General features: G+C 59.3%; 30 protein-coding genes. 16 read left to right on the top strand and 14 right to left on the bottom strand.

Translation table 11 applies throughout. From position 1 onward, the window contains the following. Positions 1-55 precede the first annotated feature (55 nt). From ACR0JA_RS18105 to ACR0JA_RS18085, 5 genes are read right to left on the bottom strand one after another with little or no spacing between them, the layout of a single operon-like run. Positions 56-2,209: a hypothetical protein gene (locus ACR0JA_RS18105; protein WP_480578110.1), complete on the bottom strand. Its 2,154-nt coding sequence runs from the start codon at positions 2,207-2,209 to the stop codon at positions 56-58. Continuing rightward, entirely contained in the window at positions 2,206-3,075 is an 870-nt protein-coding gene (motA, locus tag ACR0JA_RS18100) for a flagellar motor stator protein MotA (RefSeq protein WP_480578107.1), read from the bottom strand. Before motA ends, ACR0JA_RS18105 begins: the two co-directional genes overlap by 4 nt. Positions 3,076-3,115: 40 nt before the next feature. After that, on the bottom strand, positions 3,116-3,697 hold the full coding sequence (locus ACR0JA_RS18095) for a MotE family protein (protein ID WP_480578104.1): 582 nt from the start codon (positions 3,695-3,697) through the stop codon (positions 3,116-3,118). Then, entirely contained in the window at positions 3,694-4,176 is a 483-nt protein-coding gene (locus ACR0JA_RS18090) for a hypothetical protein (RefSeq protein WP_480578102.1), read from the bottom strand. Before ACR0JA_RS18090 ends, ACR0JA_RS18095 begins: the two co-directional genes overlap by 4 nt. 9 nt (positions 4,177-4,185) lie before the next feature. Continuing rightward, entirely contained in the window at positions 4,186-4,683 is a 498-nt protein-coding gene (locus ACR0JA_RS18085; protein ID WP_480578099.1) for a flagellar basal body-associated FliL family protein, read from the bottom strand. Between the two features lie 119 nt (positions 4,684-4,802). Here ACR0JA_RS18085 and fliF point away from each other — a divergent pair, with 119 nt between their 5' ends. The 4 genes from fliF to fliP are packed head-to-tail and all read left to right on the top strand — an operon-like array spanning position 4,803 to position 7,996. After that, positions 4,803-6,395, top strand: coding sequence for a flagellar basal-body MS-ring/collar protein FliF (gene fliF / locus ACR0JA_RS18080; RefSeq protein ID WP_480578096.1), 1,593 nt, complete (start codon positions 4,803-4,805; stop codon positions 6,393-6,395). Then, the gene (locus tag ACR0JA_RS18075; protein ID WP_480578093.1) at positions 6,395-6,991 is read left to right on the top strand and encodes an ABC transporter ATP-binding protein; all 597 of its coding nucleotides are present in this window, start codon (positions 6,395-6,397) and stop codon (positions 6,989-6,991) included. The genes fliF and ACR0JA_RS18075 overlap by 1 nt, the downstream gene beginning before the upstream one ends. Then, entirely contained in the window at positions 6,984-7,271 is a 288-nt protein-coding gene (locus tag ACR0JA_RS18070; protein WP_480578090.1) for a FliM/FliN family flagellar motor switch protein, read from the top strand. The genes ACR0JA_RS18075 and ACR0JA_RS18070 overlap by 8 nt, the downstream gene beginning before the upstream one ends. Next, positions 7,271-7,996, top strand: coding sequence for a flagellar type III secretion system pore protein FliP (fliP, locus tag ACR0JA_RS18065; RefSeq protein ID WP_480578087.1), 726 nt, complete (start codon positions 7,271-7,273; stop codon positions 7,994-7,996). The genes ACR0JA_RS18070 and fliP overlap by 1 nt, the downstream gene beginning before the upstream one ends. Positions 7,997-8,000: 4 nt before the next feature. On the opposite strand, the gene ACR0JA_RS18060 is transcribed toward fliP, so the two are convergent. Together ACR0JA_RS18060 and ACR0JA_RS18055 are read right to left on the bottom strand one after the other, a co-directional pair. Next, on the bottom strand, positions 8,001-9,443 hold the full coding sequence (locus ACR0JA_RS18060) for a sensor histidine kinase (RefSeq protein ID WP_480578084.1): 1,443 nt from the start codon (positions 9,441-9,443) through the stop codon (positions 8,001-8,003). After that, entirely contained in the window at positions 9,440-10,177 is a 738-nt protein-coding gene (locus tag ACR0JA_RS18055; protein ID WP_480578081.1) for a response regulator transcription factor, read from the bottom strand. The genes ACR0JA_RS18060 and ACR0JA_RS18055 overlap by 4 nt, the downstream gene beginning before the upstream one ends. A 220-nt stretch (positions 10,178-10,397) precedes the next feature. On the opposite strand from ACR0JA_RS18055, the gene ACR0JA_RS18050 reads away from it, so the two are divergent. The 4 genes from ACR0JA_RS18050 to ACR0JA_RS18035 are packed head-to-tail and all read left to right on the top strand — an operon-like array spanning position 10,398 to position 14,566. Further along, positions 10,398-11,642 carry an ABC transporter substrate-binding protein gene (locus ACR0JA_RS18050; protein WP_480578078.1) on the top strand — a complete coding sequence of 415 codons (1,245 nt, stop codon included), beginning with the start codon at positions 10,398-10,400 and terminating at the stop codon, positions 11,640-11,642. A 57-nt stretch (positions 11,643-11,699) separates the two neighbouring features. After that, on the top strand, positions 11,700-12,572 hold the full coding sequence (locus ACR0JA_RS18045) for a carbohydrate ABC transporter permease (protein ID WP_170622510.1): 873 nt from the start codon (positions 11,700-11,702) through the stop codon (positions 12,570-12,572). Beyond that, a complete protein-coding gene (locus ACR0JA_RS18040) occupies positions 12,565-13,464 on the top strand; it encodes a carbohydrate ABC transporter permease (RefSeq protein WP_480578075.1) in 900 nt (299 codons plus the stop codon). Before ACR0JA_RS18045 ends, ACR0JA_RS18040 begins: the two co-directional genes overlap by 8 nt. Before the next feature lie 4 nt (positions 13,465-13,468). Beyond that, positions 13,469-14,566: an ABC transporter ATP-binding protein gene (locus ACR0JA_RS18035; RefSeq protein ID WP_480578072.1), complete on the top strand. Its 1,098-nt coding sequence runs from the start codon at positions 13,469-13,471 to the stop codon at positions 14,564-14,566. 56 nt (positions 14,567-14,622) lie between these two features. Here the strand turns inward: ACR0JA_RS18035 and ACR0JA_RS18030 are convergent, their stop codons facing one another. Together ACR0JA_RS18030 and ACR0JA_RS18025 are read right to left on the bottom strand one after the other, a co-directional pair. Then, complete coding sequence (locus ACR0JA_RS18030) at positions 14,623-15,225, bottom strand: MlaC/ttg2D family ABC transporter substrate-binding protein (protein ID WP_480578069.1); 603 nt, start codon at positions 15,223-15,225, stop codon at positions 14,623-14,625. Continuing rightward, on the bottom strand, positions 15,215-16,030 hold the full coding sequence (locus ACR0JA_RS18025; RefSeq protein WP_480578066.1) for an MlaA family lipoprotein: 816 nt from the start codon (positions 16,028-16,030) through the stop codon (positions 15,215-15,217). The genes ACR0JA_RS18030 and ACR0JA_RS18025 overlap by 11 nt, the downstream gene beginning before the upstream one ends. Before the next feature lie 293 nt (positions 16,031-16,323). Here ACR0JA_RS18025 and ACR0JA_RS18020 point away from each other — a divergent pair, with 293 nt between their 5' ends. The 4 genes from ACR0JA_RS18020 to ACR0JA_RS18005 are packed head-to-tail and all read left to right on the top strand — an operon-like array spanning position 16,324 to position 19,054. Beyond that, entirely contained in the window at positions 16,324-16,779 is a 456-nt protein-coding gene (locus ACR0JA_RS18020) for a RidA family protein (protein ID WP_480578065.1), read from the top strand. Further along, the gene (locus ACR0JA_RS18015; RefSeq protein ID WP_480578062.1) at positions 16,776-17,531 is read left to right on the top strand and encodes a glycerophosphodiester phosphodiesterase family protein; all 756 of its coding nucleotides are present in this window, start codon (positions 16,776-16,778) and stop codon (positions 17,529-17,531) included. The genes ACR0JA_RS18020 and ACR0JA_RS18015 overlap by 4 nt, the downstream gene beginning before the upstream one ends. A 45-nt stretch (positions 17,532-17,576) precedes the next feature. Further along, on the top strand, positions 17,577-18,764 hold the full coding sequence (locus tag ACR0JA_RS18010; protein WP_480578059.1) for a GNAT family N-acetyltransferase: 1,188 nt from the start codon (positions 17,577-17,579) through the stop codon (positions 18,762-18,764). Beyond that, positions 18,761-19,054 carry a 4a-hydroxytetrahydrobiopterin dehydratase gene (locus tag ACR0JA_RS18005; protein WP_480578056.1) on the top strand — a complete coding sequence of 98 codons (294 nt, stop codon included), beginning with the start codon at positions 18,761-18,763 and terminating at the stop codon, positions 19,052-19,054. The genes ACR0JA_RS18010 and ACR0JA_RS18005 overlap by 4 nt, the downstream gene beginning before the upstream one ends. Here ACR0JA_RS18005 and ACR0JA_RS18000 read toward each other — a convergent pair. From ACR0JA_RS18000 to ACR0JA_RS17985, 4 genes are all read right to left on the bottom strand, one after another. After that, a complete protein-coding gene (locus tag ACR0JA_RS18000; RefSeq protein ID WP_480578053.1) occupies positions 19,051-19,362 on the bottom strand; it encodes a hypothetical protein in 312 nt (103 codons plus the stop codon). The genes ACR0JA_RS18005 and ACR0JA_RS18000 overlap by 4 nt on opposite strands. A gap of 15 nt (positions 19,363-19,377) precedes the next feature. Beyond that, positions 19,378-19,725 carry an EF-hand domain-containing protein gene (locus ACR0JA_RS17995; RefSeq protein ID WP_480578050.1) on the bottom strand — a complete coding sequence of 116 codons (348 nt, stop codon included), beginning with the start codon at positions 19,723-19,725 and terminating at the stop codon, positions 19,378-19,380. Positions 19,726-19,736: 11 nt separating this feature from the next. Continuing rightward, positions 19,737-19,982 carry a glycine zipper 2TM domain-containing protein gene (locus ACR0JA_RS17990; protein WP_480578048.1) on the bottom strand — a complete coding sequence of 82 codons (246 nt, stop codon included), beginning with the start codon at positions 19,980-19,982 and terminating at the stop codon, positions 19,737-19,739. Positions 19,983-20,086: 104 nt separating this feature from the next. Next, positions 20,087-20,572, bottom strand: a complete 486-nt coding sequence (locus ACR0JA_RS17985) for a redoxin family protein (RefSeq protein WP_480578045.1) — start codon at positions 20,570-20,572, stop codon at positions 20,087-20,089. A 101-nt stretch (positions 20,573-20,673) separates the two neighbouring features. Between ACR0JA_RS17985 and ACR0JA_RS17980 the strand changes: the two genes are divergently transcribed. From ACR0JA_RS17980 to ACR0JA_RS17965, 4 genes are read left to right on the top strand one after another with little or no spacing between them, the layout of a single operon-like run. Next, positions 20,674-21,885, top strand: coding sequence for an NAD(P)/FAD-dependent oxidoreductase (locus ACR0JA_RS17980; RefSeq protein ID WP_480578042.1), 1,212 nt, complete (start codon positions 20,674-20,676; stop codon positions 21,883-21,885). Continuing rightward, entirely contained in the window at positions 21,882-22,445 is a 564-nt protein-coding gene (rsmD, locus tag ACR0JA_RS17975; protein WP_480578039.1) for a 16S rRNA (guanine(966)-N(2))-methyltransferase RsmD, read from the top strand. Before ACR0JA_RS17980 ends, rsmD begins: the two co-directional genes overlap by 4 nt. Further along, complete coding sequence (locus tag ACR0JA_RS17970; protein ID WP_480578037.1) at positions 22,438-23,073, top strand: HAD family hydrolase; 636 nt, start codon at positions 22,438-22,440, stop codon at positions 23,071-23,073. Before rsmD ends, ACR0JA_RS17970 begins: the two co-directional genes overlap by 8 nt. A 25-nt stretch (positions 23,074-23,098) precedes the next feature. Next, a complete protein-coding gene (locus ACR0JA_RS17965; RefSeq protein WP_480578034.1) occupies positions 23,099-23,278 on the top strand; it encodes a hypothetical protein in 180 nt (59 codons plus the stop codon). Here the strand turns inward: ACR0JA_RS17965 and map are convergent. Next, positions 23,266-24,078 carry a type I methionyl aminopeptidase gene (gene map / locus ACR0JA_RS17960; RefSeq protein WP_480578031.1) on the bottom strand — a complete coding sequence of 271 codons (813 nt, stop codon included), beginning with the start codon at positions 24,076-24,078 and terminating at the stop codon, positions 23,266-23,268. The two genes, ACR0JA_RS17965 and map, sit on opposite strands and share 13 nt — an antisense overlap. Positions 24,079-24,200 lie beyond the last annotated feature (122 nt).

The following is a 24,200-nucleotide window of genomic DNA, read 5'->3' as shown; positions in this document are numbered from 1 at the left end:
ACGTGGCGGGAAGCCTTGAATCTTGTTCGGATCAATACCCTGCGGTGCAAGGTCCTCACTGCGAAGTACCGCCGCGCGCCTTTTCCAGCATTTCGGCAATCAATTCGCGTGCTTCGGCGCTGTTTTCGAGCAGAGCCTTTGCATCCGCCAAAGGTTTTTCGGCGACGCGCTGAGGCGGGTGTGACAAACTTTGGCTTATCCGCGCCAGTTCGCCATATTTCCCGGACCCCTCCGCACTGACCGCTTCCAATTTTCCTGACAACCAATAGTACCGCCCGGCGCTGTCCGTCTCACCAAGCTCCGCCAAAGCAGCCGCAGCTTGAGGATAGTCCTTGGCATCTATCAATGCGCGCGCCTTCAGCCGTTGGGCCGGTTCGGAGGCGTCGTTCTGTAGTTCAAGCAGCGCGTGACGCGGACGACCTTTCAGCAGCGCAGCTTGGGCCCGCAGCCGCGCCCGGGTCTTGCGCTGGATTTGGTCCGTTGGGCGGTTTGCCAGGGCCAGGGCCTGTTCTGCAAAACCCAGCGCGGCCAACCGTTCGGACAGAGTTACCGCCGTGCCAGTCTCAAGTTGCTGCCGCGTCTCAGGCGAAAGGGTCAACATGTGGTACAGAAAGGTCAGATCATCTGCCCGCTCAGTCAGCAATTGCGCGGTCTGATCTTGTGTCCTGCGCCAATCCCTGTCCGGTGCCGACGACGGAATCAGGTCAAAAGCACCCTCAAACTGCTGATCGAGAGCCAGAGCCAGAGCATGCGCACGCGCCATCATTGGCCCATAATCCGACCTGCGCAATTCCACCGCATAAGTTGCCACAAGGTCAATTTCACGGGCCGAAACCGCACCCCGATCAGACCAGCGTTTTTCGACCAGCCGTGCCAGTGCCAATGCGGCCTCTTCATTGGCTTCGGCTGTATCCGTCACCTTGGACAAGAGTTGCTCGGTCCGCGCATCATTGCCTTCAGCCTCGGCGATCCTTGCCTGCGCCAATGTCGCAGCAGGGCTGCTTTGTTTCTCCACACGCCCGACCGCGCGCAGGACGCGCCGCGACGCCTCAAGCTTGCCAGCCCTGACCAGTTTTTCGGCGAGTTCTGTCCCGAAATGCCGCCGCAGATGCGCAGGCAAACGGGTGAAGGCTTGCTCGATCGTGTTCAGTTCCGCATCCGCATTCAGCGATTGCCCGATCAACAGCGCCCACAGACCCGCATCGCCGCCACATCGTTGCTGTCCATCGAAGGGGTTTTCAGCGGATGACGCCTCACTGTCCATCGCGTGCGCAATAGCAGAAATGCGTGCGCTTTCCGATGATTGAACGGGCGGCAGCTCCAAAACCTGTATGGCCTCGGCACCAAATCCAAAAAAGGTATACAACTTGGCCAACGCAATGGCTCGGTCAGAGTCCACGCGATCAAATTCCTGAAACAGACCGTTGCGGAGCGTCGTGAGTTGTTTCTCGAACGGTTCAGCGGTTGACCAGGACGAGAAACCCAGTTCGGCATCCGTGATACAAACCGGTTTCTTTTGAATATTGGGATCTGAAAACCCGCCAAAACCCTGAAATTCATCCAGAATTGTCGACACTTGTATGTTTTGCGTTAGCGTTTGGGGAACGCGTAACGGGCCGGGCTGGGTTGACTGTCTTGGCCCGGGTTCAGAGAGCGTCAGATCGACCACATCCCTGTCGATCCCGTGCAAAATGCGGGACATCAGAAGCGTCTCTAGGTCCCGGCTGCTCAGCTCCAACAGGGGCAGAGCCAGCGCGTCGGAGGGCAAATCCACAGGCGGTACCTGTTCGGGTTTTTGCGTCAACGACCAAAGCGGGGCGGTTGTATCCGCGTGCGGCGAACTCGCAATCTCGCCTGCGGCGATGTCGATCACAACCATCGTTTCGCGATGCAGGAACGCCGTCGCGACGCAGTCGCAGCCAAAGCTCAACACCAGCGCATCACCAGCCTTGGCCTGAGAAAGATCTTTCAGTCGGTTGGCGGATAAACGGTCAAAGACGCCATCCGTTTCAAAAACCACATCTTTCAGCCCGACGCTCAATGACGCGCCATTAGGGGCCTGTTTCAAAGTCCAATTTGCATCCGCAGGGATCTGAACGACCAATCGGGTATAGTCGCCATGTTCTCCGGACCGGACGCGCAGGTTCTGCGCAACTGCGCCAGAAGCCGTGACGCTAAATGCGCCTGCAAGCAGCAGTCCCCGGATCATGCCGCGACCTTTTTGATTTCCTTCAATGCGTCTTCGAGGTCTGAAAACCCGGGGCGGTTATGGGTCGGCGTGTTCTGGCGCCCAACCTCGATGCACATCGCGGCATTATGGTTATGCAGGTTGGCGACCAGAACCTCTTTGATTAGCTGATAGAAGTGGTTGTCTTCCTCAACCACCGCTTTCAGCTTTCCGGCAAACGGACCAACCAGCCCGTAGGCCAGAAACACACCCAGGAAGGTGCCCACCAATGCGCCGCCGATCAGCTTTCCCAGCACTTCGGGCGGCTGGTCGATAGACCCCATCGTCTTGATGACGCCCAGAACCGCAGCCACGATACCCAGCGCCGGCAGCCCGTCGGCCACGGTTTGCAACGCGTGGCTGGAATGCATGGCGTGATGGAAGTTTGCTTCCATGCGTTTTTCCAGTACCTCTTCGACCTGGTGGGGGTCGTCATAATTCATTGCGGCAGATCGCAGAGTGTCGCAGATCACATCCACCGCCTCTTTGTCCGCCTGTATCTTCGGATAGGCCGAAAACAAAGTTGAGTTCTCCGGCTCTTCAATATGCTGTTCCAGTTCGACAGGGTTGGCACGGGCGATCCTGATCAGCGAAAACAGCAGGCAAAGAAGATCGCGATAGTCGTCGGGTTTCCATTTGGCTCCCTTGAACACCTTGCCCATGTCCTTGAGCGTGTGTTTGACCGCGCTCATGTCATTGCTGATCAAAAAGGCACCAACAGCCGCCCCGCCGATCATCATCATTTCGAATGGCAGCGATTTCATGATGATGGTCATTTTGCCGCCTGCGGCCAGATAGCCGCCGAAAACCATGACAAAAATGACGGCGATTCCTACGATTCCGATCATGGGTGATCTCCGGTGGCTAATGAATTCGGGGTCAAGGCAATCACTCCTGTGGCGCGCGCGCGTTGCGTCCGGCCATCACGACGCTGATGGTATAGGCCGCCTCGGGGCTGAGACCGGCCATTACGCCAGCAGCTGCGTCAGGTGGCATGCGCGAAAGAAAACCGGCGGCAAAGACCGGATCCATCGTTTCGAACAGGGCCGAGGCGTCCTTTGGTTTCATGCTCTGATACACGTCTGTGAGTTGCGTCAGATCATTTTCGGCTGCCTTTTCGGCGATCATCAGGGTCTCTTGCAGGGAGGTTTCCGCCTGTTGCAGCGCAGCCATCCGCGAATCGATCGCGGCCTCCGCAATTTCCAGCGCTCTTTCCATGTCCTGAATAGTGCTCTCGCGCTTATTCAGGTCCTGTTCTCGGCGCAACAATTCCGACAACAGAACGTTCATATCGGGCGCGTTAGAGCCTGATCTTGATTGGGTACCTTGCGTGTCGTTGACACTGCGCGCCAGCACAGGTCCGGCCTCGAACCCCAGGCGCAATGTGGCCGAGCAGATCATCAACAGTGAAATCACCGTCAATACTCCGCTCCGGGGGCGCGCTTGAGGTTTTGACGCCGCACGTCTCATCGCACGGCACCGTTTTGCGGCCTCGCATGCCGCAGGAACATCACGCCTTCGGGGGCCTTGGGCGGATCCTCTGGTGAGGTATCGTCCTCGTCCTTTCCGGCGCCTGCATCGGCGTTCTCAGCTTCTTTGGGCGGAGTTTCAGAGGGCACCTCTTGGGTTTGCGTCACCGGCTTTTCCGGTTCGTCGGCATCTTTTGGGATCACGTCGTGCATCGAGGCCATCATCAGCTCCAACCGCTGCGCAACAGCCTCAGCACGCTGGGTCAGGTCTCGCAATTCCTCACCCGACCGGTCAGACGCCGCTTTCGCGGATTCAAGCGAGGTCCTCAGTTCATCCGCATGTGTGGACAAGACCGCAACCGCGCCGCCCACGCCTTTTTCGAGATCGGTAAACCGTTTCAATCGTCGCGCCAGAACGAAACAGTACAGACCCGCCCCCAATGCGCCCGCGACAAGCAGAATATCCGCGATCAGTTCCAACATTGCCTCCTAGTTCAATACGAATTCCGACACCAAGACGTCGCGAACCCGGCCCTCGCCAACGACGATGCCGATGCGACGCAACAGGTGACCACGGATGCGTATCAACGCCAGCGAATCGTCCAGATCAGACAGTTCGACCGCGCGCAGATAGCTGTTCATGACATCCATGATTCGCGGCTGCAGCTGTTCCACGTCGGCGGCATACTTGGCGTGCACTTCAAGCTGTGCGTGAAATTTCAGATGCCGCGAATCGCCTGCCTTGACCGAAACGATCACGGCAGGAAGGTCGATAAAGGCAACCTCGGGCATCGCCTCGACGCCTTTGTTTTCCTTGCCCTCGGGCGCGGTCTGGGGCGCTGCTTTCCCACCTATCGGAAGCAATCCGGCGCTGGTTACAAAGTACCCGCCCACAGCCCCCGCGACGGCCAGAATCAGCCAAAGAACCAGGCCTTTTTTCCCTGATTTCTCAGCGGCTTCCACCTCAACTGCCGTTGTATCGGTCATGATGTCCTCATTGATCCGTTCGGCAACTGTCATAACCCCGCAGGGACTAACCGATTGTTAAGGGCAATCGTTCAAACAGGGTCCGAGCCGCACAGAATGTCGGCGAGTCGGAGGTGAGCGTGCAGCAGATCGGAACTGTCTGGGCAAGTTTGGACAGGCGCAAACAAATCATAGTCGTCGGAGCGGTTGCGCTGGTGTTTCTTGGTATCCTGGCCATGTCGCGGATTGCGACGGCGCCGGGGATGACGTTGCTATATGCGGGACTGGAAAGCGGTGCTGCGGGCGACGTCGTACGCGCATTGGATCAGCGTGGTATGCCCTACGAAATCAGGGGCGGATCGATTTACGTGCCCGGAACGCAGCGGGACGAATTGCGTATGACCCTGGCCAGCGAAGGGCTGCCCGCCAACGGAAATCAGGGGTACGAACTGTTGGATTCGCTCAGCGGGTTTGGCACCACCTCCCAGATGTTCGACGCTGCCTATTGGCGTGCGAAAGAAGGCGAGCTGGCGCGGACGATTGTTGGCAGTCCGCATATTGGCCAAGCGCGCGTGCATATCGCCAACAGTGCGGCCAACCCGTTTCAGCGCAGCGTGACGCCGACCGCGTCGGTCTATGTTGTGCCCTCAGGGGCGAAGATCACCGGCGATCAGGCCCGGGCAATCCGGTTTCTGGTGGCCTCGGCGGTCAGTGGGCTTGCGCCTGAAAATGTCACTGTCATTGATTCAAGCGGTGCTGTGATTGGGGCGCAGGAAAGTGCTGCCGCGTCAGACGGCGCGGATGACAAGGCCCGCCAAATGCGCGAACGGGTGCTGCGCTTGGTCGAGGCGCGCGTGGGCATGGGTAACGCGGTGGTCGAGGTCAGCGTCGATACCGTGACCGAGACCGAATCGATCCGCGAGCGCCGCTTTGACCCCGACAGCCGCGTCGCAATCAGCACGGATGTCGAAGAGCGTTCGGACAGCGCCCGCAATCAGTCGGCGGATGTCACTGTGGCCTCCAATCTGCCGGACGGGGATGGCGCGGGCGGCGACGAATCGAACTCGACGGCCAGCCAGACCCGCGAGCGTGTGAACTACGAGGTCTCGGAGACCGAGGTGGAGGTGCATCGCGCACCGGGTGCGGTCAAGCGGCTGACCGTTGCCGTTTTGGTAAACGGTGCCAAGACCATTGGTGCGGATGGGGTCGAAACCTTCGAACCGATGCCGCAGGCCGAGCTTGACGCGCTGGAAGAGCTTGTCGCGTCTGCAGTGGGTTTCAATGCAGATCGCGGCGACGTGATCACGCTGAAGTCGTTGGATCTGCCCGTGGTTGAACCTCAGGGAACGCTTGTCGCAGGGTCCATCTGGCAGAGCATTCATCTGGACGCGATGTCTTTGATTCAAATGGCAGTTCTGGCGGTGGTATCGTTGATCCTGGGCTTGTTTGTGATCCGCCCCATCCTGACGAAGCCAGCGGGAGCCCCGGCTTTGCTGCCCCCATCGCCACCACCTGCTGAAGATACGCAAGCTGTACTGGTGGGAGAGGTGGCATCGGGCGACGCGACCGAGTTCACTCCGCTGGCCGATACGGCCCAGCCGGGTGTACCCACGCTTCCCGGACCCGCAGGCTCGGACGCGGTCGACCGCTTGCGTTCGATGATCGGCGACAAGCAGGAGGAAACAGTGGAGATTTTGCGCAGCTGGCTTGAGGAAAGCGAGGAGAAGGTGTGATGTCGATTGCCCATCTTCTTGAGGATTTCGCAGCAAGCGCCAGCAGCACCGGTGTCCATTTGCTGGACGATGATGCGCTGGAAGAGCAGCGGCTTGCATCGTTCGAACGCGGATACGGGGCCGGTTGGGAAGATGCGATAGCGGCGCAACAGACCCAGAATGACCAGTTGGGCGCTGACCTGTCAGCCACTCTGTCCGATCTTTCATTCACCTATCACGAGGCAATGACGCGCATGTCGCTGTCGCTTGAACCCATGTTTGACAGCCTGTCCCGCGTCGTTTTGCCCGAGATCATCGACAAGGGTTTTGCCACCCGCCTGACCGCAGAACTGAACAAGATGGCGCGCGATCAAATCGGCCAACAGATGCAGCTTATCGTACCCGCAGGCGCGGCGAGCGGCGTCGAAGCTGTCCTGCCGCCTGATCTGTCCCCACCCGTGCAAGTGGTCGAAGACCCGTCGCTGCAATCGGGGCAGGCGCGCATTCAGGTCGGCACGTCCCGACGCCAGGTGGATTGCAGCGCCTTGCTGGCCTCGGTCAGCGGCGCCTTTGACGCGTATATCTTTGAAGCGAAAGAGGCATTGTCCAATGACTGATACGACCCAGGCAAGTCCCGAAAAATCCAACCCGTTCGACTCTGTCCCGATTGAGGTGACCGTTTCAGTCGGGCGGGCACGGCCGCTTGTTCGCGACCTTCTGAACATGGGAGAAAACGCCGTTCTGACCTTGGACAAAAGGGTCGAGGACCCCGTTGAACTTTATGTCGGCGATCAGCTTGTGGCGCGCGGCACGTTGGAAGAGGTCGAGGGTGACCAACCCGGGCAGCTCGCCGTGCGTCTGACCGAAATCGCGGACCTGCGAAATGGAATCGGTTGATGCGCGGACTGATCTGCCTGGCGGTCCTGCTGCTGATACCGTCCTTGGTGTCAGCGCAGGAGCTGTCGCTGTCCCTCGGCGAGGGCGGATCGATCTCGGCGCGGTCGATTCAGCTGATTCTGCTGATCACAGTGCTGAGCCTGGCCCCCGGGCTGGCTATCATGATCACCTGTTTTCCGTTTCTGATCACGGTGTTTGCGATCCTGCGTCAAGGGATCGGGTTGCAGCAATCGCCGCCGAATATGTTGATCGTAAGCCTTGCTCTGTTCTTGACCTATTTCATCATGGAGCCCGTATTTGCACAGGCTTGGGCTACGGGTATCCGTCCGATGGTCGACGAAACGCTTGCGGTTGAACCTGCGCTCGAGCGCGCGCTTATTCCGTTTCGCGAATTCATGGCCGCTCGGCTGGACGCTGATACATTTCAGGCGATGGCAGCGCTGCGCCCGGGTGGCAACGACCTGCAACCCGGACCAGAAGCACCGCTTTCAGTGCTGATGCCGTCTTTCATGCTGTCGGAAATTGCGCGCGCGTTTCAGATAGGGTTTCTTGTTTTCCTTCCGTTTCTGATCATCGATCTGGTGGTTGCGGCCGTGCTGATGTCGATGGGGATGATGATGGTGCCCCCTGCCACTGTTTCACTGCCATTCAAGCTGGCCTTTTTTGTGATCGCGGACGGCTGGAGCCTGATCGCCAGCGCCCTGGTGCGCAGCTATGTGCCGTAGGGCGCTATTGCCTGCAAATTTCCAGACGCGCGCGCAAACCCTGCCCTCCGGCCTCGAAACTCAGCGCGCCGCCATGCTGTTCAGCGACGGTCGCCGCGATCGTCAGGCCAAGGCCGTACCCGTCAGAGGACCCGGTGTTCGAGCCGCGTTTGAACGGGGTCAGGAGAGCTTCGATGTCGGAAACGGAAAGATCATTGCCTTCGTCTTCAACAATTATGGTGGCGAATTCTGCATCCGTCTCGAGATCAACTTTGGCGTGCCGCCCATATTTCAGCGCGTTGTCGATCAGGTTGGTCAGAGCCCGTTTCAGGGAAATCGGGCGTGCCATTACAAGAATGCGCCGGGTTTCCGGCAACATGCCATGGCCTCGGCGCGACATGAAAACAGATGGTGCGCCCTGAACCGCAACCGGCGCGATCTGTCTGAGCGTGACTGGCAGGTCCATGTCCTGATAGTCGGCGACCAATGCCTCGACCAAGGCGGTCAGCGAGATTTGCCTGGGCGCTTCGACGCTGAGTTCGGACCGCGTATAGGTCAGTACGCTTTCGATCATGCCGGTCATCTGATCCACATCTGCCTCAAGCTTTTCGCGCAATTCGGCATCGGGGATCAGGGCTGCGCGCAAGCGGACTCGGGTGGCAGGTGTGCCAAGATCGTGGCTGACGCCTGATAAGACGGTTGCGCGCTTTTCCAGTTGGGCGCGTTCCTGATCCAGATGCGCGTTGACCGCCGATACGATTTCGCGCAGCTCGGTCGGGCCTTCGGTGTCATAGGCGTCGGGCCCGCCGCGCCGCTTTCGGTCGCGCAAAGCTTGCGCAAATCGGCTTAGCGTGTCGGCGACATTACTGACCGAGGTCAGGATGATCGCAATCGCCACAATAGCGGCAAGGATCGCCGGCAGCCGAAGATCGACCGGCTTGGCGTGGCACCCCCAGGTATCGGTCCCGTCCACCTGCTGCCAGGCACCGCGTCCAAACCGTGCGATCAAAATCGGTTCGCTGCAATAGGTCGCCAGCAAACGGGTCAGGTTGCCCATCTTCTCGGGCGCTGTCTGATCGATGCCGGATATGATACCCGAGACGGGATAGACCAACCGGTCAGACATGACCGCAAGCGTCAGCTCGCGCGCGCTGAGGGGGGCGGAGCTGTCCGTTAGGATCGACAGGTTGGTGACGAAGCTGCGGTTTGAAAACCCCGGCACCTGTTCGAACAGCCCCAGATCGGCCAATGCTGCGGACTCGGCAGACAGCGGGGCAATTGTTATGCCTGCGGCAGGCGCTTTACCGGTGCGCAGTTCTTCGTAAACGGCAAAACCGGCCACGTAAGCGCGCGTTAGAAACTGGTCCCAGGCACGGGCCGAGGCGAACCACAGACCGGCGGCCAAAAGACCGGCGCCGAAGGCCCCCAAGGTCCACAAAATGCCCAGACTGCGCAATCGCAGCGTCATGCGTCCTCTTCCACCGAAACGTCGGCGGTAAACAGATAGCCGACACCGCGTTCCGTGCGCAGCATCTGCGGGTCTTTCGGGTTCACCTCAATCTTGGACCGCAGCCGCCCGACCAACATGTCAATGGCGCGTCCCTGCGCCTCGGGCTTGTCTCCGTCTCCGGTCACATCAAGCGCAGCGGCGATCTCATCCCGGGTCAGTGGGATATGCGGATTGGCCAGCAGAACCTTGAGCAGCGCGCTTTCCCTTTGAGACAGCGACACCAGATACCCCTCGGGCGAGAACACCTCGTCCTGCTTGCCGTCATACGACCAGCCATCAAAGCGAAAGGACTGGGTGCGACGGCGGTACGCCAGCGAGGGCGTGCGGCGCGCCCGCTGCATTACCGCCCGGACCCGGGCCAACAGAAGCTGCGGGTTGAAGGGTTTGGCGATGTAGTCATCAGCGCCAACCTCGTATCCGGCCATCCGTTGATGATCGGCGGATAGCGCCGAGACCAGAATGATCGGCACGTCCTGTTCGGACCGCAGGCGCGCACAGATCTCGACCCCGTTCTCATCCCCCAGCATCACGTCCAGAAGGACCAGATCGATACGCCCCGACGACAGATGGGTGCGAATCTCGTTCTCGGAACTGGCGGGCAGGGCGATGAAACCGTTTTGCTGCAGAAACTGCGTCATCATCAACCGCATCTCGGGGTCGTCATCCACCACCAGCAGGCGTGGTATGCTCATGGTGTTGATCCTCCCAATCTCTGCCGCAGTGTCCCGTCAATTGTAACGAACGGAAACAGATTCAATGCCAAAGTAACACGCTGTAACAAAAGCGGCGAAAATTAACGCTGCGTCAGGGATTTGCAGCGGATTACACGTTGCCAGAATGCTTCCAAAAGCCAGTATGGCGGCCATCGCTGCTGTTTGGGCAGTCACTGAATTCTCTAGGGAGGAGAAAATAATGAAACGTTTTGCATTGGCCTCGGTGTCGACACTGGCCGTTGTGGCCGGGTCGTCGGTTGTGGCCGAGCCGCAGGCCGAAGTTCTGCACTGGTGGACCTCGGGCGGCGAGGCGAAATCGGTTGCCGTGCTGCAGGAAGAGTTCGCCTCGAACGGTGGTACATGGACTGACATGCCGGTTGCTGGTGGCGGCGGTGACGCGGCGATGACCGCGCTGCGCGCCCGGGTTCTGGCGGGTAACGCGCCGACTGCGGTTCAGCTGAAAGGCCCTGCGATCCAGGAATGGTATGAAGAGGGCGTTCTGGCCGATATCTCGGCAGTCGCCGAGGCCGAAGGCTGGGCAGATGTTCTGCCTGCCTCGATTGCTGGTCACATGCAATGCGAAGGCACATGGTGTGCAGCACCTGTCAACGTGCACCGTGTTGACTGGATCTGGGCCAATGCTGATGTTCTGGCGGCAAACGGCATTGAAATGCCGACCACCTGGGACGAGTTCAACGCCGCCGCCGAGAAACTGCAGGCCGCTGGAGTTATTCCGCTGGCACATGGCGGTCAGGCTTGGCAGGACGCCACCGTGTTCGAAGCGGTTGTGCTTGGCATCGGCGGACCGGAATTCTATCAGAAGGCGCTGGTCGATCTGGACCCCGAGGCGCTGACCTCGGACACGATGGTGCAGGCCTTTGATCAGATGCGCACCCTGCGCGGTTTCGTGGACGAGAACTTCTCGGGCCGCGATTGGAACTTGGCGACCTCGATGGTGATGAATGGCGAAGCGGCATTCCAGATCATGGGGGATTGGGCCAAGGGTGAATTCCTGGCGGCGGGCAAGAAGCCCGGCGAGGACTTCCTGTGCGCCTCGACCCCCGGTGATGGCTATCTTTACAACGTTGATAGCTTTGCCATGTTCGACGTGGAAGGCGACGACAAGAAAGCCGGTCAGGACCTACTTGCCAAGCTGATCGTGGCGCCGAACTTCCAGAAGGTGTTCAACCTGAACAAAGGCTCGATCCCGGCGCGGACCGATGTGGGTCTGGAAGACTTCGACATCTGTGCCAACCTGTCGGCTGAAGATATGGGCTCGACCTCTGCTGCGGGTTCGCTGCTGCCGTCCTATGCCCACGGCATGGCGCTGCGCGGTTCGCAGTCCGGTGCGATCACCGATGTTGTGACCGCACATTTCAACTCGGATATGTCCTCGGCTGACGCGGTTCAGCAATTGGCGGACGCGGTAGCAAACAGCTACTGATCCAATACGCTCTGCCCCCTATACTGAGGGGCAGAGCATCTTTCCCCGGAGGCTAAAATGTCCGAATGGCTGGAAAACCACCTGCCCAAGGTGGTGCTGGCACCGTCGTTCATTGCCGTATTGATTTTTGTCTACGGCTTTATCGGATGGACGGCTTGGGTGTCACTGACCCGATCGAAACTACTGCCGAAATACGAGATTAACGGCTTCATCCAATATGAACGCCTGTTTGACTCACCCCGCTGGGACACGGCAATTAACAACCTGTATATCTTTGGCGCGCTGTTCATCGTGATCGCGATGGTGCTGGGCCTGTTGCTGGCCATCCTGCTGGATCAGAAGATACGCGTCGAAGGAGCGATCCGTACGATCTACCTCTACCCCATGGCGCTGTCGATGATCGTCACCGGCACCGCATGGAAGTGGATTTTGAACCCGGGTCTGGGCATTGAATCCATGGTACAGGGTTGGGGCTTTACGAACTTCGAATTCGACTGGCTGGTGAATCCAGATTACGCCATCTACACCATCGTGATGGCCGCGATCTGGCAAAGCTCGGGCTTTGTCATGGCGCTGTTTCTGGCCGGTCTGCGGTCGGTGGACGGTGAGATCATCAAGGCCGCGCAGGTCGATGGCATCCCCACTTGGCGCATCTACACGGCGATCATCATCCCCTCGATGGCCCCGATCTTTCTGTCGGCCTTTATCGTGTTGGCGCACCTGGCAATCAAGAGCTTTGACCTTGTCATCGCCCTGACCGGTGGCGGTCCGGGTTACGCGACCGATCTGCCGGCCACATACATGTACGCCATGGCGTTTTCGCGCGGCGATATCGGTCAGGCGGCTTCGTCCGCGATGATCATGATGCTGGTCGTCTTTGCCATCGTGGTTCCCTATCTTTACTCAGAGCTGAGGGCGAAAAATGACTGATCTGTCGATGCCCCAAACCCAAACCCGCACCCAAAGCGCTACTGGCAAGATTGCCCTGCGTTGGTTGCTTTATGTCCTGCTGGGCCTGTTTGCGCTGTATTACCTGATGCCGCTGTTCGTGATGTTGACCACATCGCTGAAAAGCCTTGAGGAAATTCGCACCGGGTCGCTGATCTCGCTTCCACGCGAAGTCAGTTTCGGCGCGTGGAAAACGGCATGGTCCGGCGCCTGTACCGGCATCCAGTGCGAAGGCCTGCGGCCCTACTTCTGGAACTCGGTCCTGATCGCGGTGCCTGCGGTGGCTCTCTCGACCCTGTTGGGTGCTCTGAACGGCTATGTTGTGGCGCAATGGCGGTTCAAGGGCGCGAACATCATCTTCTCGCTGATGCTGTTTGGTTGCTTCATTCCGTTTCAGGTGGTTCTGCTGCCCATGGCGCGCCTTCTGGGCATGATGGGGATCGCCGGAACCATTCCGGGTCTGATCTTCGTCCACGTCATCTACGGACTGGGCTTCACCACGCTGTTCTTCCGCAACTACTATGTCACCATTCCGTCCGAGCTGACCAAGGCCGCGCGGGTTGATGGGGCCGGGTTCCTGCGGATTTTCTGGTCGATTTTCCTGCCGCTGTCGCTGCCGATCATCGTGGTGACCGTGATCTGGCAGTTCACGCAGATCTGGAATGACTTCCTGTTCGGCGTGTCGTTCAGCCAGGCGGGGACACAGCCCGTGACCGTGGCCCTCAACAACATCGTTAACTCCACCACCGGCGTCAAAGAATACAACGTCGACATGGCTGCCGCGATCATCGCGGGGCTGCCGACGCTGCTCGTCTATGTCGTTGCCGGTAAGTATTTCATTCGCGGTCTGACCGCTGGCTCAGTGAAGGGATAGACCAATGGCTCCCATCCTCGATATCAACAAACTCTATAAGAATTACGGCCCTGTCGAAATTCTGAAAGACATCAACATCTCGATCGAACCGGGCGATTTCCTGGTGCTGGTCGGCCCTTCGGGCTGCGGTAAGTCCACCCTGCTGAACTGTATCGCGGGGTTGGAGGAGATCACCGGTGGCACCCTGTCCATCGGTGGTAATGACATGACGCATGTCAGCCCCAAGGACCGCGACATCGCTATGGTGTTCCAGTCCTATGCGCTCTACCCGACCATGACCGTCGCCAAGAACATCACCTTCGGCATGAAGGTGCGAGGCGTCGATCAGGCTACGCAGGACGCAAAGCTGAAAGAGGTCGCCGCGCTGCTGCAGATCGAACCGCTTTTGAACCGCCGCCCCAGCCAGTTGTCCGGTGGTCAACGACAGCGCGTGGCCATGGGCCGGGCTCTGGTGCGTGACCCCAAACTGTTCCTGTTTGACGAGCCCTTGTCGAATCTCGACGCCAAACTGCGGGTTGAAATGCGGACCGAGATCAAGAAGCTTCACCAGACGTTGGACGCTTCGATCGTCTATGTGACCCACGACCAGATCGAGGCGATGACACTGGCAACCAAGATTGTGGTTCTGAAAGGCGGCATCGTGCAGCAGATCGGAACACCGGCCGAGATCTACAACAATCCCGCCAACCTGTTTGTGGCCGACTTCATGGGCTCGCCCGCGATGAACCTGATCCCCGCGCAGGCGTCGAACAATGGATCGGGAACGCAGATCTCAATCGCCCGCGAAACCGGTGACACGCTGGTGCTGAACGATGCCCGAGACCTGTCGCTGCCGCAGGATGTCATCCTCGGCTTGCGCCCCGAAGACATTGCCGAGGCCGGTTTCCGCGCCGGTGCTGGCGTGCAAGAGGCCGAGTGCCTCATCGACATGGTCGAACCCGCTGGTGCCGACACCTATGTCGTTTCCGAACTGGGCGGCAAACATGTCACGGCGCGGTTGCACGCAGAAACCAGCGCGCAGGCAGGCAAGGTGTTGAACCTGGCCTTCGACATGAGTAAGGTATCGTATTTCGCGAAGGAAACCGGCGAACGGCTGAACTGACGAAAAACGCCGCGCGACCGGGTCGCGCGGCGCTTCTTGTTCAGATGCTACGGGCCTTAGCTGGTCCGTTTCATATCCTTGATCAGACGGTTCAGGTCGCCGCCGCGCGCATCCAGCATTGCTCCGACTTCGGTACGCTCGGTCAGCAGCATGTTCACCCCTTCGATGAACATGTTGAAGAACTTGTCGCGGCCCGATTTGTCCGACACCAGGAATGTCACCTCGAACGGTGAGGAGCCTTGCAGTTTGACCGAGGTGCGGACCTCGTAACCTGCCTTGATCTTGCGAGCATTGCGCACCGTTACCTGCCCACCGATGAATTCGCGGAAGCGGCGGCCATATTTGCTGGCAATATACCCTTGGAATGCCCTGGTGAACTGCTTGATCTGTGAGGCGCTGGCCGAGCGCCCGTCGGCACCCAGCACATAGCGTGCCATGATCGGCACATCTGCATATTTCACAAAGATCTTCTCGAAATCGCGGATCATCGCGTTTTCGGATTTGCCCGAGGCGATCACGCGGTTGATTTCGTCCACGACGCTGACAACCAACGCTTTTGCGCTGGCTTCGGTCTGGGCAAAGGCGGGTAGCGCGGTCAGCGCCAATCCGGCAATGCCGGTGGCGACAAATTCGCGTCGATTCAGGGGGTTATTCGGCATAGGGGTCCTCGTAGGGGTCTAGGTAGGGGTCCCTGACTGGGTCGGTCCCGGTTTCGGCATAGGGGTCATCATACAGACCCAGATAGGCGCCCTCATCGTCGCGTGCCAGTTCAAAGCGGCGATTTTGCAGGTAAATGGTCTGTGCCTGCGCATAGCTGTCGGCACTTTCGTAAAGAATCGAATCCACCGTATCCGAGAACCTGCCCCGGTCGCCCATGCGGCGCACGATCTCGGCATAGACACCAATGTTGTCCACCGGGCGCACTGGTGAAAAGTTGATCGGGTTCGAGAACAGGTTGAACACGACGCCCACCGCGTCGCGCGCCGTCGATGGGCCATAAAACGGCAGCTCGATATAGGCGCCTTCTTCGACACCCCAGACATGCAGGGTTTCGCCGAAATCGGTGTCGACAGGCGGCAGGTTCAGTTCGTCAGCAGGTTTTGAAAGCCCGAACCCGCCTACGGTCGAATTGATCACAAAACGCAGCAGCGCGTTGCCGGATTGCTTGAGGTTGCCTTGCAACAGGTAGTCCAGCGCCTGGCTGGGCATCGTCAGGTTTTCGGCAAAATTGCTGAAACTGGTCACCATCGGGTCGGGAACGATCTTTACATAGCCCTTCGAGGCCGGGCGGAACAACAGCCGGTCCACACCGAGGTTAAAGCTGTGAATGCCGCGGTTGGTTCGTTCGTAGGGGTCAAAGACCTCACCCCGCGCTGCCTCGTCTGCCGGTTGCGTCGCGCAGGCCGACAAGACCGTCAGCAACGACAGTACGATCAAATGTTTCAGGCGAATTCGGCTGGGCACGGGTCTCGTTACTCCAAATACCGCCCGGCAATGTCGCCGGGGTCAAAATCAATACATCCGATGCGCTGTGGTGGCGCCATTCGATCTCACATAAACGGTTCGACCGATTTTTGAAACTCCTCGCGTTTAACCTGCTTGTTAGTGGAAGGTAAAGTGGCACCACATCAACACATTCTGAACAAGAGAAGAAACGCCGACCCTGCATATGGTAGCGATTTGCCGTATTAACGCTTTTCGGCACCGCCGTTCCCGGTTAGCGTCCGCCCGAGTCGCATTTAGCTGAGGATCATGACATGAGCATCGCCGATAAACTGGAAAGCCTGGGCATCACCTTGCCGGACGCGCCCGCACCGGCAGCCAACTACGTACCCTTCGTCCGTATGGGCAATATCGTCTATGTTTCGGGCCAGATCTCAAAGACGGATGACCTGATCACCGGCAAGCTGGGCGAAGATATGGATGTGGACGCTGGCGCGGCGGCTGCCAAGGTCTGTGCCATCAATCTGCTGGCGCAGGTCAAAGCCGCCTGTGAGGGCGACATCAACAAACTGGTTCGGGTGATCAAGCTGACCGGGTTCGTCAATTCGACTGTTGATTTCACCGCGCAGCCGCAGGTGATCAACGGAGCCTCGGATTTTCTGGTCGAGGTGCTGGGTGACGCCGGTCGTCATTCGCGTTCTGCCGTCAGCGCGGCGTCGCTGCCTTTGGGTGTGGCCGTCGAAATCGAAGGCATCTTCGAAGTTCAATGATACCGCCCCTGCCAGATGCGTTTCTGCAAATTCCGATCGCGCATCGGGCGCTGCACGACAAGTCTGAGAACCGCCCGGAAAACAGCCGGGCGGCGATCCGCGCCGCTGTCGAGGCCGGGTATGGGATTGAACTTGATCTGCAACTGACCTCGGACAACCGGGCCGTTGTGTTTCACGACTACGACATGCAGCGCCTGACCGGTCAGCAAGGTCCGATTCGGCAGATCACCGCGGCGCAGGCGGCCGAGACGGCGTTGTTGCATGCAGATGACGGCATCCCGGCGCTGGACGAGGTTCTTGATATGGTGGCAGGTCGGGTTCCGCTGCTGATCGAGCTGAAGGATCAGGACGGGGCCATGGGGTCAGCCATCGGACAATTGGAACAGGATGCGGTGCAGTCGTTGCAGGGCTATGACGGGCCTGTGGCTTTGATGTCCTTCAATCCGCATTCCGTAGCGGAACTGGCGCGGCTGGCACCGCACCTGCCGCGCGGACTTGTAACCGGGGCTTATCAGCCCAAGGTGGAACTGCTGCCGCAGAACGTATGCGACCGTCTGCGGGAAATACCTGATTTCGATCGCGTCGGCGCGAGTTTTGTCAGTCACGAGGCCGCCGACCTCGACCGTCCTCGCGTGGCAGAATTGAAGGCGCGCGGGGTTCCGATCCTGACATGGACGATTCGGTCCGCCGAACAAGAGGCCAAAGCGCGCAAGATCGCTGATAACGTGACATTTGAGGGCTACCTGGCTTGATCCCGCCCTGTGCAATCACAGATAAGGGTCAGACGCGGAGGGCAAATGGATCAGGCACAGATCGAGGTTCAGGTTCTGGGATCGCTCTCACAGATCTCTGCGGTCGAGTGGGATGCCTGTGCCTGTCCCGAGGCGGCCGAGGGTGGCCGTCCCTTTGATCCCTTTACAACGCACCGGTTTCTTTCGGCGCTTGAGGAAAGCGGTTCGGTCGGGCGTGGCACGGGGTGGCAGCCGCAATATCTGACGGCCTATCTGGACGGCGTGCTGATCGGGGCAGCGCCAATGTATGCCAAATCGCACAGTCAGGGCGAGTACATCTTTGACCATAGCTGGGCGCATGCCTACGAAAGCGCAGGTGGACGGTATTATCCCAAGCTCCAGATCTCGGTCCCCTTTACGCCGGCCACCGGGCGCCGGTTTCTTGTGCGGCCCGGGTATGAGGCAATCGGCATGTCCGCGCTGGTGCAAGGAGCCGTGCAACTGGCCGCCGACAACCGGGTCTCATCCTTGCACGCGACATTCTGCACCGAGGATGAGGCGCAGGCGGGTGAACAGATGGGGCTGATGGTGCGCCACACGCAGCAGTTTCACTGGCTGAACGACGCTTATGCAGATTTTGACGGTTTCCTAACTGCACTATCGTCGCGCAAACGCAAGAATATCCGCAAGGAACGTGCCCAAGCCTGCGCCTTCGGTGGCCAAATTCGCACATTGACCGGCGATGAACTGCGACCCGAGCATTGGGACGCGTTCTGGCAGTTTTATCAGGACACAGGATCGCGCAAATGGGGCTCACCTTATCTGACGCGTCAATTCTTTGATATCGCACAGGAAACCATGGCTGACGACATGGCTTTGGTTCTGGCTGAAAGGAACGGGTACGCGGTGGCGGGTGCGCTCAACTTTGTTGGGCGCGAAACGCTATTTGGCCGATATTGGGGCTGCACCGAGCACCACCCCTGCCTGCATTTCGAACTGTGCTACTATAGGGCGATTGATTTTGCCATTGCCAACGGGTTGAACCGTGTCGAGGCTGGCGCGCAGGGCGAACACAAACTGGCGCGTGGCTATTTGCCGACACGTACGCATAGCTTGCATTGGGTCGCAGATCCCGGTTTTGCGGACGCGGTTCAGAAATTTCTGGACGCCGAGGCCCGCGCAGTGGGAGAAGAGATCGAGATTCTGACGGATTACGGCCCGTTCAGAAAATCGAACCCGGAGGAACAGCAATGACCGAACTTTTGTCGACCGAGACCCGAGGGCCACTGCTGGACCCGCTGTTCAAGAACGGCTGGACCATGGCGGAACAGCGGGACGCGATCACCAAGACCTTCATCTTTGACGATTTTGTCCACGCATTCGGGTGGATGACGCAGGTGGCGATCTGGGCCGAGAAATGGAACCACCATCCAGAATGGTCCAACGTCTACCGCACTGTCGAGGTGGTGCTGTCGACCCATGATGTCGGGGGGCTGTCTGCGCTGGATGCCAAGCTGGCGCGCAAGATGGACAGTCTTCTTTAGTCGCGATCGTCCCGCGATCCGGTCCCGCCAGCCAGCAATGTCGCAGCGCCCATCTGCCTGAACTGCGCGGGCGTCACCGTCCCATCACTGACATTGATGTCGCCGGGAATGCGAATTGTGCGGGTGCCGACGGACCGAACCGAACGCGCCGCCGGGTTAATCTCGAGGCACCGGTTTTCATAACAGGTCAGGCCATTGGGGTTGATCTGAATGCGCGGCTGCCCGTCCGGGCCCGTAACCACCGGCGCTTGCGGTACATCGCAGGCCGCAACCAGCGCCAAAGCGCCTATTCCAATCCACTTGTTCATGCCAATCTCCGGGCTTTAATCAAGTTGGCCGTTTCCATTCTTGTCTGCCGCGTCGAAGTCATCCGACATCTGCGCGTCATACTCTCCTCGTGAAATAAGGCTATCGCCGTTTCGGTCAACATCCTGGAACTGCTTGATGTCCAGAAACGGTTTTGCCTCGTTCAGACCGAGTGTCCCGTTTTTGTCCTCATCCATTTCCTGAAACGCATAGTCGGAAAAGGCATTGAATTCGTCACGGGACAAGAAGCCGTCATTGTTGGCGTCGATCGCGTTCAGCTCTTTCTCGTTCAGCTCCGCTACGGTTTCGGCACTGGCGGTGCCAGTCAGGACCATCGCGGCAATCATGAATATTGCAGGTTTCATACCGTTTCTCCTCAGCACGCGAATCTTTGGCCTTCAAATCCGCCTGCCGCAGCCCCTGCAGCGGTCAGGATGGTCTTGCCGGAACCACCGCCAAACTGATTGCCAATCGCGCCGCCGATCAGGGCACCGCCCAGGGTACCGGCCATGCAGGCGATCTCATGCTGTCGGGCGGCTTGTTGCTGAGGCGTCGGGGCCGGTCCGCAAGCGGCCAGAAGGCCGGCGCCGGTCAGGGTCAATGTGAATAACTTGGCGTTCATAAATACTTCTCCCCATTTCTATGCTTCAACTATTGGCTGAACGGGGTGCTCTATCAAGTGAATTGCAAAATGACGGGTCCCGGATGGACCGGGACCCGACGAACTCAGATCACCTCGAGCAGACCTTCGCCTGCGGAAATCTCGCATGCGCCTGGGCTTTCTTCGAGGTTCAGCGCAACCACCTTGCCATCATCGACCAGCATCGCATAGCGCTTGGATCGCGCGATCAGACCGGCGGGTGGTGCGTCAAAATCCATGCCGATGGCTTTGGTGAATTCGGATGCGGCATCGGCCAGCATGGTCAGGCCTGCATCAGTTGCGCCGGTGGCCTCGCCCCAGGCTTTCATCACGAATGGGTCGTTGACCGAGACACAGATGATCTCGTCCACACCTTTGGCGGCAAACTGGTCCTTGGTGCGCATGAAGCTGGGCACATGGGCCGAATGGCAGGTTGGCGTGTAAGCGCCGGGAACTGCAAAGATAACGACCTTGCGCCCTTTGGTCTTGTCTGAAACCCGCACCTCTTCTGGGCCTTCCGCGCCCAATTGGGTCAGCGTGGCGTCGGGCAGCGTATCACCTGTTGAAATCATAGTTATTAGCTCCTGTCGTTAGGATTTGCAGAGTCGGGCTTATCCGCAATATAGGTGGTCGCGTGGAGGAGACCACGGGAATTCGACAGGGCAGGAGAAACATGAGCCATATTGTCGTGATTGGCGCGGGGCAGGCGGGGTCCTCGCTTGTCGCCAGACTGCGCAAGGACGGGTTTGAAGGGGGCATCACTCTGATCGGCGCCGAGCCGCATTTGCCCTATCAGCGCCCGCCTTTGTCCAAAGCCTACCTGCTGGGCGAGATGGAGCTGGACCGCCTGTTTTTGCGGCCCGAGAGTTTCTATGCCGAAAACAACATCACCCTCCGACTGGGTCAGCGTGTGACGGCGATCGATCCGCAAGCCAAGACAGTGACGGTTGGCGATGATGTGATCTCCTATGACGAACTTGCCTTGACCACCGGGTCTGATCCGCGCCGCCTGCCCGCAGCAATCGGTGGGGACCTTGGCGGCGTCCATGTGGTGCGCGATCTTGCCCATATCGACGAGATGGAGCCGCGTGTGAAGGAGGGCGCGCGCGCCCTGATTGTGGGGGGTGGGTATATCGGCCTCGAGGCTGCAGCGGTTTGTGCCAAGCGTGGCGTCAAGGTGACGCTGGTAGAAATGGCCGAGCGTATCCTGCAACGGGTGGCCGCGCCCGAGACCAGTGATTACTTTCGCACGTTGCATACGGATTATGGTGCCGACATCCGCGAAGGCGTCGGGCTCGACCGCCTGATCGGCGACAACGGCAAGGTGGTTGCCGCGGTTCTGACCGATGGCAGCGAGGTGGACGTTGATTTCGTCGTTGTCGGCGTCGGCATTGCACCCTCGACCCAACTGGCCGAGATGGCCGGGCTTGAGCTGGACAACGGCATCAAGACCGACGCCCATGGCCGCACCTCAGACCCCTCGATCTGGGCGGCGGGCGATTGCGCCTCGTTCCCGCACAAGGGCGACCGCATCCGTCTGGAAAGTGTACCCAACGCCATTGATCAGGCCGAGATCGTGGCGCAGAATATGCTGGGCGCGGCAAAGGACTATGTCGCGACGCCATGGTTCTGGTCGGATCAGTATGACGTCAAATTGCAGATCGCCGGTCTGAACACCGGATATGACCGCGTCGTGACCCGTCAGGGCGAAGGCGCGACCGTATCGTTCTGGTATTACAGCGGCGATAAGCTGATTGCCGTGGATGCCATGAACGACCCTCGCGCTTATATGGTCGGCAAACGCCTGATCGAGGCCGGCAAGACCGCCGATCCGGCAGTGGTGGCCGATCCGGATGCGGATTTGAAACCGTTGCTCAAGGCGTGAGGATTATCGCCGGAGAGTTCCGGGGACGGGCCTTGGCCCCGGTCGGAAAGGGGGACGCGGGCGCGCATTTGCGCCCCACCACCGACCGCGTGCGCGAAAGCCTGTTCAACGTTCTGACCCATCAGATCGACTTTGCAGGGCGGCGCGTGCTGGATCTGTTCGCGGGCACCGGCGCGCTGGGGCTCGAGGCGCTGTCGCGCGGGGCTGCCCATGTCACCTTTGTGGATGACGGTCGTATCGCGCAGGGTCTGATCCGCAAGAATATCGACCTGACCCGCAGCACCGATCGCACCACCCTGATCCGCCGGGATGCCACCCGATTGCCCGAGAATTCCGACGACCCGTTTGATCTGATCTTTCTGGACCCGCCTTATGGCAAGAACCTTGGGCAAAAGGCGGTTGCAACCGCAGTAGCCGGTGGATGGGTCGCTGAAACCGCACTGCTGGTTTGGGAAGAAAACGCACCCATGGCCACGCCCGACGGTTTCAACCTGCACAGCGCGCGGAAATATGGCGACACGCATATCTCTTTGATGTGGAAGGGTGCCCCGGATGCATGATCTGGTGATTTTCGATTGCGACGGCGTGCTGGTCGATAGCGAGGTTCTGTCCAATCAGGTCATGGTCGATAATCTGGCGGGCTACGGTCTGCATCTGTCCCTGACAGAATGCATGTCGATGTTTGTCGGCGGCACCATGACCGGTGTACGCGACAAGGCGCGCGGTCTGGGGGCGGACCTTCCGGATAACTGGACCGATCAGATTTACGCGGAAATCTACGAGAGACTGAAAGCTGGTACGCCACTGGTCGCAGGTATCCGCGAGTTGTTGGCGCATCTGGATGCAAACGGCATTCCCTACTGCGTCGCCTCGAATGGTCGGCCTGAAAAAATGCAGATTACACTGGGCCAGAACGGGCTGTGGGACAGGTTCAGCGACGTGATGTTCTCGGCCTACGTGCTGGGCACGAGCAAACCCGACCCGGCGCTGTTTCTGACGGCGGCGCAGCACTTCAACGCCAATTCCGCTGTTGTCATCGAAGACAGCGAGAACGGTGTGACCGCGGCGATGCGGGCCAATATGCGGTGCCTCGCCTATGCCGCCCACGATGACGGAGCTGGCCTGGGCGCGCTGGGCGCAGAGGTTTTCACGGATATGTCACAGGTGCCCGCGCTCTTGGGACTCTGACCGCGAAACATGTTATGGTATCCGCATGGAACACGCCATCACACTGCCACTTTGGGCTTTTACGAAGGACAGTGACACCACCACTGGCCCGCCTTCCAAGCCGATGCGTGCGCCGGTATTCATCCATGATGCGGTGATCCCTTGGCGGGATGAGACGCTACTGCTCAAGCTGTCGCGTGATCAGGCTGCCGATCAGGACGAATAAGTCGGGTGATATTTACCGCCAGGTGACAGGGTGAAAATCTCAACCCCGTCTGCGGTCACGCCAACAGAATGCTCGAACTGCGCCGACAACGACTTGTCGCGGGTCACGGCGGTCCAGTCATCAGCCAGTGTCTTGGTTTCGGGACGGCCCAGATTGACCATCGGTTCGATGGTGAAGAACATACCTTCTTCCAGCACCGCGCCCGTCCCCGGGCGGCCATAATGCAGAACATTCGGCGGCGCGTGGAACACCCGGCCCAGCCCGTGGCCGCAGAAGTCGCGCACGACGCTCATCCGGTGCGCTTCGACATAGGCCTGAATGGCGTGGCCGATATCGCCGAACGTATTGCCCGGCTTGACCATCTCGATCCCCTTGAACAGCGCGTCATGGGTCACTTGGATCAAACGCTCGGCCTTGCGCGGCAGCTTTCCGGCCACGTACATGCGTGACGTATCGCCGAACCAGCCATCAACGATGACGGTGACGTCGATATTCAGGATATCGCCATCCTTCAGTTTCTTGTCGCCGGGGATGCCGTGGCAGACCACGTGATTGACGCTGATGCAGCTGGCGTGCTGATAGCCCTTGTAGCCGATCGTGGCCGAGGTCGCGCCAGCATCTTCGACCATCTGGGTGATCATCCCGTCGATGGCGCCGGTTGTCTGGCCGACAAACACATGCTCGGCAATGTCATCCAGTATCCGCGCAGCCAAGGCCCCTGCCGCGTGCATCCCGGCAAAGTCACCTTGTTCATAGATGCGGATCCCGTCCTTGGTCAGACGGCCACGATGTTCCTTCATCGACGCTGAACTCCAAATGTTGCGCGCAGCATTCCTTTTACGCTGCTTGTGCAGAAAGTTCCAGAGGGTACCGGTCAAGCGTATCAGATAAGTCGATTCATATTGTGTTCTAAGACCAGTGA

The organism is Ruegeria sp. AM4 (assembly GCF_056540665.1).
Note: the sequence above shows the minus strand (reverse complement) of the source record. Positions and strands in the feature narration are given on the sequence as shown.

Excerpts from the sequence above, each read along its gene's own strand:
- ACR0JA_RS18105 (WP_480578110.1), bottom strand. The coding sequence starts at position 2,209 with ATGATCCGGGGACTGCTGCTTGCAGGCGCATTTAGCGTCACGGCTTCT.
- motA (WP_480578107.1), bottom strand. The coding sequence starts at position 3,075 with ATGATCGGAATCGTAGGAATCGCCGTCATTTTTGTCATGGTTTTCGGC.
- ACR0JA_RS18095 (WP_480578104.1), bottom strand. The coding sequence starts at position 3,697 with ATGAGACGTGCGGCGTCAAAACCTCAAGCGCGCCCCCGGAGCGGAGTA.
- ACR0JA_RS18085 (WP_480578099.1), bottom strand. The coding sequence starts at position 4,683 with ATGACCGATACAACGGCAGTTGAGGTGGAAGCCGCTGAGAAATCAGGG.
- ACR0JA_RS18075 (WP_480578093.1), top strand. The coding sequence starts at position 6,395 with ATGTCGATTGCCCATCTTCTTGAGGATTTCGCAGCAAGCGCCAGCAGC.
- ACR0JA_RS18070 (WP_480578090.1), top strand. The coding sequence starts at position 6,984 with ATGACTGATACGACCCAGGCAAGTCCCGAAAAATCCAACCCGTTCGAC.
- fliP (WP_480578087.1), top strand. The coding sequence starts at position 7,271 with ATGCGCGGACTGATCTGCCTGGCGGTCCTGCTGCTGATACCGTCCTTG.
- ACR0JA_RS18060 (WP_480578084.1), bottom strand. The coding sequence starts at position 9,443 with ATGACGCTGCGATTGCGCAGTCTGGGCATTTTGTGGACCTTGGGGGCC.
- ACR0JA_RS18055 (WP_480578081.1), bottom strand. The coding sequence starts at position 10,177 with ATGAGCATACCACGCCTGCTGGTGGTGGATGACGACCCCGAGATGCGG.
- ACR0JA_RS18050 (WP_480578078.1), top strand. The coding sequence starts at position 10,398 with ATGAAACGTTTTGCATTGGCCTCGGTGTCGACACTGGCCGTTGTGGCC.
- ACR0JA_RS18045 (WP_170622510.1), top strand. The coding sequence starts at position 11,700 with ATGTCCGAATGGCTGGAAAACCACCTGCCCAAGGTGGTGCTGGCACCG.
- ACR0JA_RS18040 (WP_480578075.1), top strand. The coding sequence starts at position 12,565 with ATGACTGATCTGTCGATGCCCCAAACCCAAACCCGCACCCAAAGCGCT.
- ACR0JA_RS18035 (WP_480578072.1), top strand. The coding sequence starts at position 13,469 with ATGGCTCCCATCCTCGATATCAACAAACTCTATAAGAATTACGGCCCT.
- ACR0JA_RS18030 (WP_480578069.1), bottom strand. The coding sequence starts at position 15,225 with ATGCCGAATAACCCCCTGAATCGACGCGAATTTGTCGCCACCGGCATT.
- ACR0JA_RS18020 (WP_480578065.1), top strand. The coding sequence starts at position 16,324 with ATGAGCATCGCCGATAAACTGGAAAGCCTGGGCATCACCTTGCCGGAC.
- ACR0JA_RS18015 (WP_480578062.1), top strand. The coding sequence starts at position 16,776 with ATGATACCGCCCCTGCCAGATGCGTTTCTGCAAATTCCGATCGCGCAT.
- ACR0JA_RS18010 (WP_480578059.1), top strand. The coding sequence starts at position 17,577 with ATGGATCAGGCACAGATCGAGGTTCAGGTTCTGGGATCGCTCTCACAG.
- ACR0JA_RS18005 (WP_480578056.1), top strand. The coding sequence starts at position 18,761 with ATGACCGAACTTTTGTCGACCGAGACCCGAGGGCCACTGCTGGACCCG.
- ACR0JA_RS18000 (WP_480578053.1), bottom strand. The coding sequence starts at position 19,362 with ATGAACAAGTGGATTGGAATAGGCGCTTTGGCGCTGGTTGCGGCCTGC.
- ACR0JA_RS17995 (WP_480578050.1), bottom strand. The coding sequence starts at position 19,725 with ATGAAACCTGCAATATTCATGATTGCCGCGATGGTCCTGACTGGCACC.
- ACR0JA_RS17990 (WP_480578048.1), bottom strand. The coding sequence starts at position 19,982 with ATGAACGCCAAGTTATTCACATTGACCCTGACCGGCGCCGGCCTTCTG.
- ACR0JA_RS17985 (WP_480578045.1), bottom strand. The coding sequence starts at position 20,572 with ATGATTTCAACAGGTGATACGCTGCCCGACGCCACGCTGACCCAATTG.
- ACR0JA_RS17980 (WP_480578042.1), top strand. The coding sequence starts at position 20,674 with ATGAGCCATATTGTCGTGATTGGCGCGGGGCAGGCGGGGTCCTCGCTT.
- ACR0JA_RS17970 (WP_480578037.1), top strand. The coding sequence starts at position 22,438 with ATGCATGATCTGGTGATTTTCGATTGCGACGGCGTGCTGGTCGATAGC.
- ACR0JA_RS17965 (WP_480578034.1), top strand. The coding sequence starts at position 23,099 with ATGGAACACGCCATCACACTGCCACTTTGGGCTTTTACGAAGGACAGT.
- map (WP_480578031.1), bottom strand. The coding sequence starts at position 24,078 with ATGAAGGAACATCGTGGCCGTCTGACCAAGGACGGGATCCGCATCTAT.